13 protein-coding genes are annotated in these 13,306 nt (G+C 62.6%); 7 read left to right on the top strand and 6 right to left on the bottom strand.

What is annotated here, in order from left to right; translation table 11 throughout:
- Nucleotide 1 precedes the first annotated feature (1 nt).
- From AC3A4H_RS14340 to AC3A4H_RS14320, 5 genes are all read right to left on the bottom strand, one after another.
- Nucleotides 2-1,204 carry an ABC transporter substrate-binding protein gene (locus AC3A4H_RS14340; RefSeq protein WP_487767270.1) on the bottom strand — a complete coding sequence of 401 codons (1,203 nt, stop codon included), beginning with the start codon at nucleotides 1,202-1,204 and terminating at the stop codon, nucleotides 2-4.
- Nucleotides 1,205-1,266: 62 nt separating this feature from the next.
- Nucleotides 1,267-2,304 (bottom strand): branched-chain amino acid ABC transporter permease, encoded by a 1,038-nt coding sequence (locus AC3A4H_RS14335; protein WP_487767269.1) that lies wholly within the window; start codon nucleotides 2,302-2,304, stop codon nucleotides 1,267-1,269.
- A 1-nt stretch (nucleotide 2,305) separates the two neighbouring features.
- Nucleotides 2,306-3,187 (bottom strand): branched-chain amino acid ABC transporter permease, encoded by an 882-nt coding sequence (locus AC3A4H_RS14330; protein ID WP_487767268.1) that lies wholly within the window; start codon nucleotides 3,185-3,187, stop codon nucleotides 2,306-2,308.
- A 10-nt stretch (nucleotides 3,188-3,197) separates the two neighbouring features.
- Nucleotides 3,198-3,980: an ABC transporter ATP-binding protein gene (locus tag AC3A4H_RS14325; protein WP_487767267.1), complete on the bottom strand. Its 783-nt coding sequence runs from the start codon at nucleotides 3,978-3,980 to the stop codon at nucleotides 3,198-3,200.
- 172 nt (nucleotides 3,981-4,152) lie between these two features.
- Complete coding sequence (locus AC3A4H_RS14320) at nucleotides 4,153-4,923, bottom strand: enoyl-CoA hydratase-related protein (protein ID WP_487767266.1); 771 nt, start codon at nucleotides 4,921-4,923, stop codon at nucleotides 4,153-4,155.
- A gap of 168 nt (nucleotides 4,924-5,091) precedes the next feature.
- On the opposite strand from AC3A4H_RS14320, the gene AC3A4H_RS14315 reads away from it, so the two are divergent.
- The 4 genes from AC3A4H_RS14315 to AC3A4H_RS14300 are packed head-to-tail and all read left to right on the top strand — an operon-like array spanning nucleotide 5,092 to nucleotide 9,025.
- Nucleotides 5,092-6,030: an HpcH/HpaI aldolase/citrate lyase family protein gene (locus AC3A4H_RS14315; protein WP_487767265.1), complete on the top strand. Its 939-nt coding sequence runs from the start codon at nucleotides 5,092-5,094 to the stop codon at nucleotides 6,028-6,030.
- Nucleotides 6,027-7,079 (top strand): MaoC family dehydratase, encoded by a 1,053-nt coding sequence (locus AC3A4H_RS14310; protein WP_487767264.1) that lies wholly within the window; start codon nucleotides 6,027-6,029, stop codon nucleotides 7,077-7,079. Before AC3A4H_RS14315 ends, AC3A4H_RS14310 begins: the two co-directional genes overlap by 4 nt.
- Nucleotides 7,080-7,095: 16 nt before the next feature.
- Complete coding sequence (locus tag AC3A4H_RS14305; RefSeq protein ID WP_487767263.1) at nucleotides 7,096-8,133, top strand: MBL fold metallo-hydrolase; 1,038 nt, start codon at nucleotides 7,096-7,098, stop codon at nucleotides 8,131-8,133.
- Between the two features lie 31 nt (nucleotides 8,134-8,164).
- Complete coding sequence (locus AC3A4H_RS14300) at nucleotides 8,165-9,025, top strand: HpcH/HpaI aldolase/citrate lyase family protein (RefSeq protein ID WP_487767318.1); 861 nt, start codon at nucleotides 8,165-8,167, stop codon at nucleotides 9,023-9,025.
- 48 nt (nucleotides 9,026-9,073) lie between these two features.
- Here AC3A4H_RS14300 and AC3A4H_RS14295 read toward each other — a convergent pair whose 3' ends face one another.
- On the bottom strand, nucleotides 9,074-9,775 hold the full coding sequence (locus AC3A4H_RS14295) for a TetR/AcrR family transcriptional regulator (protein WP_487767262.1): 702 nt from the start codon (nucleotides 9,773-9,775) through the stop codon (nucleotides 9,074-9,076).
- 284 nt (nucleotides 9,776-10,059) lie between these two features.
- Between AC3A4H_RS14295 and AC3A4H_RS14290 the strand changes: the two genes are divergently transcribed.
- From AC3A4H_RS14290 to AC3A4H_RS14280, 3 genes are read left to right on the top strand one after another with little or no spacing between them, the layout of a single operon-like run.
- Complete coding sequence (locus AC3A4H_RS14290; RefSeq protein WP_487767261.1) at nucleotides 10,060-10,869, top strand: SDR family NAD(P)-dependent oxidoreductase; 810 nt, start codon at nucleotides 10,060-10,062, stop codon at nucleotides 10,867-10,869.
- Entirely contained in the window at nucleotides 10,862-12,496 is a 1,635-nt protein-coding gene (locus tag AC3A4H_RS14285; RefSeq protein WP_487767260.1) for an AMP-binding protein, read from the top strand. The genes AC3A4H_RS14290 and AC3A4H_RS14285 overlap by 8 nt, the downstream gene beginning before the upstream one ends.
- A gap of 1 nt (nucleotide 12,497) precedes the next feature.
- The gene (locus AC3A4H_RS14280) at nucleotides 12,498-13,283 is read left to right on the top strand and encodes an enoyl-CoA hydratase/isomerase family protein (protein ID WP_487767259.1); all 786 of its coding nucleotides are present in this window, start codon (nucleotides 12,498-12,500) and stop codon (nucleotides 13,281-13,283) included.
- Nucleotides 13,284-13,306: the final 23 nt, after the last annotated feature.

Here is a 13,306-nt window from a genome sequence, read left to right as displayed (position 1 = left end):
ATTACACCCGCCTCCAGTCGGTCAGTTCCTCCATATCCCATTCGTTCGCCTTGAAGCGGATGATCCGACCAAGACCGATCTGCTGGTCGACGATCGATACGGGAACGTCAATAAGGCCGCCCGTGTCCCAGGCCTTTACCGAGCGCATGGCGTTGGCGAGGTTGTCGCCGTTGATCTCCTCGCCGGCGTCGATGACGATCTCGAAGGCGCGCGTTGCCATCATGCCGCTGATCCACGCATCGAGGAAGCCGAGACGGACATAACCGTTCCAGTTCGGATCCTTGGCGCGTAGGATGTTGCCGATGGTTTCCATCGTCGGACCGGCGGGCTTGTTCGTGTCATCGTTCCACACCTTGACGCCGATCAGACCGTCGGCAACCTCGGGCATGGCGACGACCTTTTCGCGCTCGCTCTGCCAGATGGTGCCGAGGAAGACCACGTCATCCATGCCGTAGTCGCGCACGAGACGCACGATTTCCGGCCACACGGCGAAGGAATAGCCGTGGTGGATGACGTGCGTCGGCTGTGCCTGGCGTACGGCGAGGGCGAAGGCCGACACGTCGGTCTCGACGAACTTGGTCTGCTGGACCAGCGCTACGTCGATGCCGAGTTGCTTGGCGTGGGCGACCGCGTCCTCGATGCCGTCGCGGCCCATGCCCGTCGACGAATGGATGATCACCAGCTTTGCAGGCTCGGATCCGACCGATTCCTTAATGTAGTCGACCAGCATGCGAAGCTGCGCGCCATAGGTGGCGCCCGGCACGAAGTGGTAGGGGAAGTTCTTCTCGTCGGCGAGCTCGGAAGCGAAAGAGCCCGACGTCATGAAGATCTTGTGCGTCGAGTTGTTCTCCGGCGAGATCGCCTGGATCATGCCGGTGGACTCGCCGAACATGTAGTCCACGCGACCGGCGGCCATGGCCTTCTTTAGGTTGGCGACCGCGACGTCGACCTTGAACGTCGTGTCCTCCACCGACAGATTGATCTTGCGGCCGCGGATGCCTCCCTGGTCGTTGATCCACTTCGCATATTCGACGAAGCCATCGCCCTGGAACTTGCCGCCTTCTGCGGCCGGGCCGGTCAGGTCGCAGTGGATCGACCAGTTCAGGTCGTCGTTGGCCTGCGCCTTGATTATGTTGAAGCTGTTGATTGCAGCCACGCTCGCAGTAGCGCCGGCAACCTTCAGAAACTTGCGTCTGCTAAACATATTTTCCTCCCATTTGATGCTATGCATGATCGCGGCCGAATTCCCGCCGGAGACCGACCTGGTTATCGACACGCCTTTTTGCGTGCGAATTTGTGCCCTGCCCTTTTCCAGAGCTCTGCCAGTCCGCGTGGCTCCAGAAGCAGGAAGCCGACCATCAGAAGACCGAATATCGTTTCGCGCAGAGGAGTCAGGATCGTTGCGAGGTCTAAGCCCAAGCTGCCGCCGATCAGCAGCGACCCTTCACGCAGCAGCTCCGGAAACAGCGTCATGAAGGCCGCACCGAGGATTGCGCCGAGGATCGATCCCATGCCGCCGACGATCACGGCCGATAGGAAGAACACGGACAGGAGAAGGCCAAACTGCTCAGGGTTAACGTAACGGTTGAAGTAGGCGAGCAGGGCGCCTGCGACGCCGGCATACATGGAGCCAAGCGCGAACGCCACGAACTTGTAGCGCACGATTTCCACGCCCAGAACCTGCGCCGTCAGATCGCGTTCCCGGATGGCGATGAAGGCGCGTCCGACACGCGACTTGATGACGTTGCGCGCGAATATCGTTGAAAGGACCACGACGGCGAGGATCAGATAGTAGATGCGAATCTCGTCGTTGAGCGCGTAACCGAACACCGTGGCAGGCGCGACAGGCAGGCCCACATCGCCATTGGTGACCGACTGCCAGTGCACGAACACGAAATGCAGGATGAACTGCGCGGCCAGGGTCGCGATAACGAGATAGAGGCCGCGGATGCGCAGCGAGGGGAGTCCGAACGCAACGCCGATGACCGCCGCGATGATGCCTGCGGATGGGATAGTCACCCAGAAAGGCATGCCGTAGCGCGTCTGCAGGATCGCCACCGTATAGGCGCCGACGCCGACGAAGGCGGCATGGCCGAGCGATAGCAGGCCGGTATAGCCCATCATGATGTTGAGGCCGTGCGTGGCAACGATGTTGATGCCAAAAAGCCCCGCGAAATAGATCCAGTATCCCGGTGCGACCGCAGGCAGGAACAGCAGGCCGATGATAAGCAGGCCGAACCAGAGTTTCTGTGCCACGTCGATGCCACGCTTCTCGGAAGCCGGGGAAGTTTCTATGGCAGCCATGTCAGATCCTCTCCACGATCTTCGTTCCGAACAGGCCGTTCGGGCGGAGCAGCAATACGAACAGCGTCAGGATGTAAGGAGTGATCTCGCGGAACTCGGTTGGCAGGAACAGGCCGGTGATGGCTTCGAGCCAGCCGATGATGAAGCCTGCCACGAGCACGCCGCCGATCGAAGCCATGCCGCCCAGGATGACGACGGCCAGGACGTTCAGCGCGACCAGACCAAGGTGCGGGGTCAGCGTGTTCACGTTCGCCATCAGCACCCCGCTGATGCAGCCGGTGATCGCGGCGATCGCCCAGCTGAAGGCGATGACACGTCGCACGTCGATGCCCATTGAGTATGCGGTGATGGCATTGGCGGCGGCAGCCCGCAGCGCGACGCCGGCGCGGGAGTAGCGCAGGTAGAGGATCAGGGCGACGACGATCGTCACCGAGATGGCAAAGGCGCGCGCCGTGCGTCCCGGGACGAAGATGTCGCCCAGCATCACCGGCGTTCGCGCCAGTATCGCGGGCACCTGCATCTCGTTGGGTCCCCAGATCATGCCGACGATACCGCGGATGATCGAACCGACGCCGAACGTGACCATCACCACGGCGATGAACGGGCGCCCGAGCATCGGGCGGATGGCGACACGCTCGATCAACAGAGCGACGAGGATGGAACCGGCGAGCGCTATGATCAGACCGATCGCCGGCCCGAAGGTGAATGTCACGCTGGCGGCGTAGAAGAAATAGGCCGACAGCATCATCATCTCGCCCATGGCGAAGTTGAAGGTGTGCGACGATTTGAAGATGACGATGATGCCGAGCGCGATCAGCGCATAGACGCCGCCCGCCGCTATGCCGACGATCGAGTATTCAACGAAAAGCTGGAAAGGGCTCACGGAAATCTCCTCAGGCCGCGTTTTGCGCGGACTCGTCGGCGCCGCCCAGATATGCCTTGATCACTTCGGGATTGGCGCGGACCGCGTGCGGAGTGCCCGAAGCGATCGGTCTGCCGAACGAGATGACCGACACGTGGTCCGAGATGCTCATCACCATGCTCATGTCGTGCTCGATCAGCAGCACCGTGGTGTTGAAGTTCTTGTTCACGTTGAGGACGAGGCGGCTCATCTCGCGCTTTTCCTCGCGGTTCATGCCGGCCACAGGCTCGTCGAGGAGCAGTATCTTCGGGCGCATTACCAACGCGCGCGCCAACTCGATGCGCTTCTGAAGCCCATAAGCAAGATCCTCGACGTAATGATTGCGGACACGGTCGAGTTCGAGCACGGAGATGATGTCGCGCTGGATGTAGAGGTCCAGATTGCTTTCCTCACGCCGGGTTACCGGAAGCCGCAAGCCGGCAGCCAGTACGCCACTCTTCAGGTTCGTATGGGCGCCAAGCTTGACGTTGTCCAGAACCGTCATGCCATGGAACAGGGCGATGTTCTGAAAGGTGCGCGACATGCCGCGATAGGCGCGTGCGTGCGGCTTCAGGTTGGAAATGTCCTCACCGTCGAGCACCACCGTGCCAGACTGCGGCTTGTAGAAGCCGGAGATGACGTTGAAGAGGCTTGTTTTGCCGGCGCCGTTCGGGCCGATGACAGAGGTGATCTTGCCGGCCTCTGCATGAACACTGATGCCGGACAGCGCGTGCACGCCGCCGAACGAAAGTTGTACGTTCTCCACCCGAAGCATCAGCGACGCTCCATTACGGATTGCGTACGACAGTCGCGCACAAAACCACTTTTGTTCATTTTTCCTCCCGCGCCCATTTGTCTGAACAGTCGACATTGGCACATTTTCAAAAATGTCTAACAAGTGTTCGAAAGTTTGTCACCAGTCAGTTGCGATTTTCCGTGCGTTAGCGTCACGCACCTGAAAAGCGCGGGTTCCGCTTGTCGAGAAAGGCCTGCATCGCCTCCTCCTTGTCGCGGGTTCCGAACAGGAGATAGGCAGCGCGTCGCTCGAGCATCAGCGCAGTATCCAGCGGCGCGTCCATGCCCGCCAGCGCCGTGCGTTTGATTTCCGACACGGCCAGCGGCGGCATGGCGGCGATCTGAGTCGCAATGTCCACAGCATGATCGACGACCTCCTCGTCGCTCACGACCTTGCTGACGAGCCCTGCGGCGAGCGCCTCCTCGGCGCTTATGAAGGCGCCTGTCAGCAGGACCAACATCGCGCGATGCTTGCCGATGGCGCGCATAAGGCGTTGTATTCCGCCGGCTCCAGGCATGATGCCCAGCTTGACTTCCGGCTGGCCGAACCGGGTGCCGACGCCGGCAATGATGATGTCGGCATGCATCGCAAGTTCACATCCGCCACCCAGCGCATAGCCGTTGACCGCTGCTATGAGCGGCTTGGGGCAAGCGCGGATCGCCGCCCAGTTCGCCTCGTCGCCGCGCGCCATCATGTCGGCAGGACTGGCGTGGACCATGGAGCGGATGTCCGCGCCGGCGGCAAAAGCCTTGAGGTCGCCCGTCATCACGATTGCGTGACACGCTGCGTTGGCGGACAAGGAAAGGAAATGTTCGCGCAGTTCCGCGCGCAATTCGGGCGAAAGCGCATTGCGCGCTTCGGGTCGGTTCAGGCGCAGCAGGTATACGCCTGTCGCCGGCTGTTCGAGCAGCACGTTCGTCATTTTCTCCTCCCCGCGACAGGCCCGCGTGCACTTTCGCGCTTTACGCAGCCAAAATCTAACGATAGTTAGAATATAACGAGCGCGGCATCCTGTCAAAGGTGAACGGCATCCGGATGAAGCCCGGCTGTTTATCAGCATCATTTTACACCGCAAACTGCAGGAGGAAACATGGTTGAAAGGATGAAACGGCCGCGACGGTGCCAGCTTGCCGTTCCCGGCTCGAGTGACAAGATGTTGGCAAAGGCCGCGGCGATGGATGTCGACCACGTGTTCCTCGACCTGGAGGACGCGGTCGCGCCAGGCGCGAAGGTTCCGGCGCGCGCGCGCATCGTGCACGCGCTCAACACGCTGGATTTCGGCCGTTCGGTCCGGTGTGTCCGCATCAACGACCTCGATACGCACTATGCCTATGAGGACATCATCACAGTGGTCGAGGGCGCGGGCGCCAATCTCGACACCATTTTGGTGCCCAAGGTACGCAGCGCCTGCGACGTCCGCTTTGTCGACCGGCTGCTCACGCAGATCGAAACCAAGCTTCAGCTTGGCCGCAGGATCGGTATAGAGGTCCTCATCGAGGAAGCCGAGGCGATCATGCGGGTCGAGGAGATCGCAGGCGCATCGCCGCGTCTGGAAGCGCTCATCTTCGGTATGGGCGACTATTCCGCGTCCCAGGGCATGGATCCGCGCGCTATTTCGGCAGACAGCGGGTATCCTGGGGATATCTGGCATTATGCCCGCTACAAGATGATCGTCGCCGCGCGCACCTACGGGCTGGACGCCGTTGACGGGCCATTTGTCAATTTCAGGGACGGCGACTGGTTCCGCACGGAATGCGTGCGCGCGAAGCAGCTCGGTGCCGTCGGAAAATGGGCAATCCATCCGAGCCAGGTTGAAATCGCGCAGGCCGTGTTCAGTCCCGCGCAGGAGGAGATCGACAAGGCTTACAAGGCTGTTGCCGCCTATCGCGAGGCGCAGGCCCAGGGGCTTGGTGCGATACAGGTGGACGGGCAGATGGTGGATGTCGCCACCGTGCGTCTTGTCCAGCGCGTCATCGATCAGGCCGAGTTGTTCGGAATGCAGCCATCCGCGGACGTCCGGCCATCATGACGAAATCGAGCTCCGGAAATTTCTTCGAAGACTTCCGCCTCGGCCAGGAGGTCGTGCATGCGGTTCCGCGCACGATCACGGCCGGTGATGTCGCGCTCTATTCCGCCCTCTACGGCATGCGCTTCCCCGTTCAGTCGTCCGATGCCTTCGCGCAATCCGTCGGGCTTGCGCGCTCGCCGGTCGACTCGCTGCTGCTGTTCCATGTGGTGTTCGGCAAGACGGTGCCGGACATCTCCCTGAATGCCGTCGCCAATCTTGGCTATGCCGATTGCAGGATGCTGCGACCGGCGTGGCCGGGCGACAGCTTTACCGCCCGGTCGAAGGTGATCGGCCTGCGCGAGAATTCAAACGGCAAGACCGGCATCGTCTACGTCCGCTCCACCGGCTATAACCAGCACGGGCAGGAAGCTCTGACCTATGTCCGCTGGGTGATGGTCGCCAAGCGAAATACCGCCACCGCCACGCCAGAAACCGTCGTTCCTTCCTTGCCAGAAACGGTGCCGGCAGCCGAGCTCTCCGTGCCTGAAGGGCTGGACTTAAGCGCCTACGACCGCGCCCTTGCCGGCAGTCCCCACGGTTTCGACGATTACGCGACCGGAGAGCGGATCGATCATATCGATGGCATGACGATCGAGGAAGCCGAGCATCAGATCGCAACGCGGCTCTATCAGAACACCGCGAAGGGTCATTTCGACGAGCGCCTGCAGCGGTCGAGCCGTTTCGGCCGGCGCATCGTCTATGGGGGCCATGTCATGTCGCTTGCGCGCTCGCTGTCCTTCAACGGTCTGGCGAATGCCGGCTTCGTGGCCGCGATCAACGGCGGGCGGCACGTCAGCCCGGCTGCCGGCGGAGATACGGTCTATTGCTGGTCGCAGGTGCTGGACAGCCAGCCGCTGGCAGGCCGTACTGACATCGGGGCGATTCGCCTGAGAACCGTGGCGACCAAGGATCAGCCTTGCGCCGCTTTCCCTGATCCGGAATCGGGCGGGGGATCCAGCGTGCTTCTCGATCTGGATTACTGGATCCTGATGCCGCGTTTTACATCCTGATTGCAGGGAGGCAATCATGCTGGCAAGGACAGGGAAACTCGAATATCCTTGGGCGGAAGCGCCCGAAAGGGCCTCCGTCTGCGAGGTGGCGCCGGGCATCTTTTGGGCTCGGTTGCCGCTGCCCTTCCGGCTCAATCACGTCAATATCTGGCTTATCGAGGAGCCCGGCGGCTGGACGGTCATCGACACCGGCTGTGCGACGCCGGAGATACTCGCCACGTGGGAGGAGTTGCTGGCAGGCCCGATGCGCGGCTGCCGGATCGTCAACGTCGTGGCGACCCATGGCCATGTCGATCACATCGGCCTGTGCGGCATGCTGGTGGAACGTTTCGACGCCGACTTCATCGGAACCTTTGCCGAATGGGTATGGGCGCGCATCAGCCACACCCATGACATTCCCGGTTCCAGCGCCGCCCATCATGCCTACCTCGTCCACAACGGTTTCGACGATGCGGCGGCGCATCGCCTGGTGGACAGCCGCAAGCGCTTCATCGACCTGTCGACGCCGCTGCCGGGCTGGATCAGCGAGATCCGCCACGGCGACGAGATCAGCCTCGGCGGACGCACCTGGGAGGTGATCGTCACCGGCGGCCACGCATTCGAGCATGCGTCCTTTTACGACCGATCATCGAAGGTGTTGATCGCCGGCGATCATCTCCTTCCGAAGATCAGTCCGGTGATTGCCGTCTACGAGATGGTGCCGCGCGCCGATCCGCTTGGCGATTATCTCGGTTCGTTTGCCCGCTTCGATACGGTGCCCGACGACGCGCTGGTGCTGCCCTCCCACGGCATGCCATATCGCGGGATTCGCGAGCGTATCGCACAGCTGCGTGCGCATCATCGTTCGCGGCTCGATGCGACGGTGGAGTTCCTGCACGAGCCGCATAGCAGCGTCGACCTGACGCGCGAGATGTTTCCGCATGTCGAGGGGCCCGAGAATATCGGCTTTGCGCTCGGCGAAACGCTCGCGCACGTCAACTACCTCGTCAGGCGTGGTGTGGTCGCCGACATTTCGCCGGATGGCGCCAACGCGCTCTACCGCGTCGTCGACTGAGCCGTCGCGACGCACTTTCAGGGACCCGATCATGCCACGCCAAGCACGCCGCCGCTCCGTTCTCTACGTTCCCGCATCCAATACCAAGGCGATGGGCAAGGTTGCATTGCTCGATTGTGACGCCGTCATCTTCGATCTGGAAGACGCCGTGGCGCCGGAAGCCAAGGCGCAGGCCCGTGCAAATCTCGTCGAGCATTTCCGCAATACATCGCGGGCGCCGGGGCAGGAGAGAGTCATTCGCATCAATCAGACGTCAGGCGCTATCGACCGCGACGACCTTGCCGCGATCGCAGAGTGCCGGCCTGACGCGATGTTGATCCCGAAGGTCGAGACCCAATCGATGCTGCTCGATGCGCGCGCCGCGTTGGGGGAAGCCTGTCGGGACATGCGCCTGTGGGCAATGATCGAGACGCCCTCGGGTATCGTTCGCCTGCGCGACATCGTCGAATGCGGCGCGCGGGACGATGTCGGGCTCGATTGCCTCGTGGTCGGCACCAACGACATCTCCAAGGAAACCGGCGTGCCGCTACCGGCCGGGCGCAAGACGATCGAGATCTGGCTGGCGACGATCGTGATCCACGGACGTGCCGCCGGGCTGGATGTGCTCGATGGCGTCTACAACGATTTCCGGGACGAAGCCGGATTTATCGCAGAATGCAAAGCAGCGGCCCTGTCCGGTTTCGACGGCAAGACTCTCATCCACCCCAGTCAGGTTGCTCCCGCGAACACCGCCTTTTCCCCTTCTGCGCAAGCCATTGCAGAAGCGCGTGCCATCGTCGCTGCCTTCGACGATCCGGCGAATGCCGGCAAGGGCGTCATCTCCATCGATGGCAAGATGGCCGAGTTGCTCCATGCGGAGATTGCGCGAGGCGTGCTCGCGAAGGCCGGTTGAGCACGCCTCCCGATCGGTAGGTTGCGCGATCGCGTCAGCGGAGTGCAGTCAGGCCTTCTGGGGCAGAAAGCCGCGAATGATCAGGTCCACATAATTGGACGCGATCGTCTCGGCTGTCTCAGGCCCGTTGGGGCGCCACCACCGCGCCATCCAGTTCAGGCAAGAAATGATGGCACGCGCCGCGAGCTTGACGTCCAGTTCACGGAACTCGCCGCTCTCGATGCCCCCGCGAATGATGGCGCGCAACGTTTCCTCGTAGCCGTCGCGCATGCGCTGGACCTTGGCCTTGGCCTCCGGATCCTTGATCTCCCCGTAGCCGAGCGCCGCAGTGAAGTAGAAAGGCGCGCTCTCCGCTATATGCTGGGCATGTGCGCGCGCGAAGGCATCGACCTTCTCGGCCGCGGTAGCACGCCCGCGCTGTTTTTCCTCGACAAGCGCCGCCAGACGCGTGATCGATGCAACGACGATCGTGCTGTGAATCTCAGCCTTGTCGGCAAAGAAATGGTAGATCGACGCTTTCTTGATCCCGACGGCGCTAGCAATGTCCTGCACCGATGTGCCATCATAGCCATTAGCGGCAAACAGCTTGGCGGATTCCCGCAGGATTTCCGCCGCCCGAGGGTTTCCCTCGCTCGACCCACCTGTCGGTTCCCACGTCGCGACAGGCCCCGGCATGCCTGGTTCGGCTTGGTTCAATTCAGCTTCCTCCCCGGCCTGCCGATCGTTAGGTGGCAATCGCTCGGTGTGCATTACCTAACATTATTCTGTTTCTCACGTATTTTCCTGAAAAACAACCCGAGTACAGCGCGGTTACCGCAGTGCGCGATGCGGCACCGTCTGCTTGCCCCAAAGCACAAAGGAAACACGGTTCAGGACAGCGCGATATAACAAGCCCCTGAAAAGACGATACAAAGGCTGTCTCATCTGAAAACTCAGTTTATTCGACCTACCGATTGATCGGTAGGTAATCGCGTGCTACGAATTGGCGGTCTTGGAGGAGAGGGTACGTGGCTGAGGAGTTCGACCATGAGACTGTGCCCGACTATGGCGCCATGCAGCGCCTTGATGGCCGCATCGTCGCGGTGGTCGGCGCGGGGCGCGGGATCGGGCGTCAGACCTCTAATGCTCTGGCGCAGGCCGGTGCCCGCGTGGCCTGCATCGATCTAGATGAGCGGGTCGCTGCCAAAGTGGCTGGCGAGGTCGGCGGCCACGCCTTTTCTGCCGATGTGCGGCGGGAGGGTGATGTTGAGGCTGTCTTCGATGCCATCGTCTCGCAGCTTGGCGGTCTGGATGCTGTCGTGGACATTGTCGGGGCTTCGGAGGGCCGTCCGCTTTCCGAAATCGACGCTTCTTTTCTCGAGCGGACGTTCGAGCTGAACCTCTATCAGGCGATTCATGTCACGCGCGTCGCGGCCGACCGCATGGCGCGGGGCAGCGGCGGGGCGATGGTGCTGATCGGCTCGTCCGCCGGTTTTGCCAGCCTGCCCAACCAGATCGCCTATGGCGCGGCCAAGGCGGCGCTTCATCATTTCGTGCGCGGCGCGGCCTCCGAGATCGGCCACCGTGGCGTCCGCGTCAACGCCATCGCGCCGGGCTATGTCCGCACGGACAGGATGCTCGCCCGTTTCGCCGCCGAGCAATGGGGTGAAGTGGAGCTCAATACCCCGTTGCAGCGTGCCGGCAGGACGTCGGACATCGCCGCCATTGCGCTGTTCCTCGTGCAGGACGCGTCTTCCTATCTCAACGGTCAGGTGCTTCTTGCCGATGGCGGGATGCTCAATCCGCCGCGGGTGATGCGCGCGTCGTCCGAACGCCAGATTGCGGGAAGGCTGCGCAATGATTGACCGGGATCCCAACCGGGTCGGCGTGCCGGATATTGCGGTGATGCCGCAGTTCCGAACGCTGTGGGGATATCTGGACGCGCACCGAAAGGCGTCGCCGTCGCGCTTTGCGCTCGTCCATGCGGGCGGCCGGGTGAGCTACGAGACATTGTGCGCCGACGCCGACGCGCTCGCGCTCGGGCTGGCCGAGCTCGGCGTGCGGCCGGGCCACACGATCAGCTATCAGATGCCGAACTGGGCCGAAACGGTCCTCATCGTGCTCGCGACCCTTCGTCTCGGCGCGATCTGCAATCCCATCATCACGATCTACCGCAGCAAGGAGGTCGGCTTCCTCCTCAGGGATGCGCGCTCGCGTTTCGTGTTCATGCCGGAAACCTATCGCGGCTTTGCCTTTGCTGACATGGTGGCGCCACTTGCGCACGAGGCTGGCGCAAGAATGATCGTCTGTCGCGGCAGCCACCCGGAGGCGCTCGGCTTCGATGCGCTGCTTTCGCGCGGCCGCGCCTTGCGCGTACAGGGGGGCGCGCCGGCGCGCGCGCATGTCGATCCCGACGCGGATGCGCTCTACCTCTACACGTCTGGTACCGAAGGCCAGCCGAAAGGTGTGCGCCATTCGCAGACGACGCTTCTCAGCGAGGCGCGCTCGGTCATCCGCGCGACGCAGCTCGGTCCGGACGACACTCTGTTCATGGGCTCGCCGCTGACGCACATCACCGGCTTTGCCTATGCCTGCGTCGCCGGCCCGGTGCTGGGGGCGAAGGTGTGTCTCCTCGACATATGGGACATCCATGAGGCTGCCGCGCTCATTGCGCGCGAGCAATGTGTGTGGACTGTCGGCGCGACGCCTTTCCTGCAGGGATTGCTGGAAGATCCCGCGCTTGCTGAAAACATCCGGTCGCTGCGCATCTTCCGATGCGGCGGCGCGGACGTCCCTCCCCAGCTGATCCGAAAGGCCCAGCAGCGCGGCATCCGCGCGATGCGCACCTATGGCTGCAGCGAGCACCCGACCATCTCTGGCGGGGTGCATGACGACCCTACAAAGGCGGCGACGACTGACGGCAGGGTTCATCCGCAAAACACGGTCCGCATAGTCGATCTCGAAGGCGAAACCATGGTTCTGGGTCTCGGCGAGATCGGCGAGATTCAGACCCGGGGCGACGAGGTGTTTCTCGGCTATGTCGACAGCAGTCTCGACCGCTTCGCCTTCACGGCCGACGGCTGGTTGCGAACCGGCGATCTCGGCCACCTCGATGCCGAGAACTACGTCACGGTCGTGGGGCGCAAGAAGGACATCATCATCCGCAAGGGCGAAAACATCAGCGCCAAGGAGGTCGAGGACCTCATCGTCGAGCTCCCGCAGGTTCGCCAGTGCGCCGTCATCGGCGTGCCGGACGTCGAGCGGGGCGAGTTGATGGTGATCGTATGCGTGCTGGAAGCGGCGGCGAAGCTGTCGCTTGCCGACATCTCCGCGCATCTGACGGCGTCGGGAATTGCCAGGCAGAAATTCCCCGAGCGGCTCGAGATCGTCGACGCGATGCCGATGAATGCCGCCGGCAAGATCCGTAAGGTGGACCTGCGCGCCATGTTCTCTTCGCCCACCGCCTCAAGACATGACGATCACGGGAGCTGACATGATGGATTTGTTCAATCTCACCCGTCACCGGGTTGAAATCGCGGAGCTCGTGGCGACGGTCACGATCTCCAATCCGCCCGTTAACGCCCAGAACGACCTGTCTCAAGTAGAACTGATCTATGCAATGGATTGCCTGTCCGACCGCGACGATGTGCGGGTGGTGATCCTCACGGGCGAAGGGCGTGCCTTCTGCGCAGGCGTAGACATCAAGGCGCGGGCCGGCAAGGTCTGGGGCGAGGGGATGCGCCGGCGCAACCAGCGCAGCGCCCGCGAGAGCTACCATGCCGTTCGCGAATGCACCAAGCCTGTGATCGGCGCCATCAACGGCGCCGCCCTGGGGGCAGGACTCGCCATCGTCGCATCCTGCGATGTGCTGATCGCCTCGGAATCGGCCGTGATCGGCCTTCCGGAAGTGACGGTCGGCCTGATGGGCGGGTGCCGCCACGCCATGCAGCTTTTTGGCCGTTCGCGGGTGCGCCGCATGATGCTCACGGGCGACCGGATGGATGGCGCGGAACTCTATCGCCTCGGTGTCGTCGAGGCCTGCGTACCGCCGGAAGACCTGATCCCGACGGCGCGTGCGATGGCCGTTCGGATCGCCGGCTACAGCCCGCTTGCGACGCAGCTCGCGAAGCAGTCGCTGAATACCATCGAGCAGCTCAGCCTGCGCGATGGCTACCGCTACGAGCAGGAGATGACGATGCAGCTCGCGCGCAGCGACGATGCCAAGGAAGCGATGCTCGCCTTCGCCGAGAAGCGCGCACCCGAATTCACCGGCCGCTGAAGCCGAACGCGACGGACCCGTTA

Source organism: Pseudaminobacter sp. Soil_N_29, from assembly GCF_057656055.1.
The sequence above is the reverse complement of the archived record's forward strand: the minus strand, read 5'-3'. Positions and strand labels throughout refer to the sequence as shown.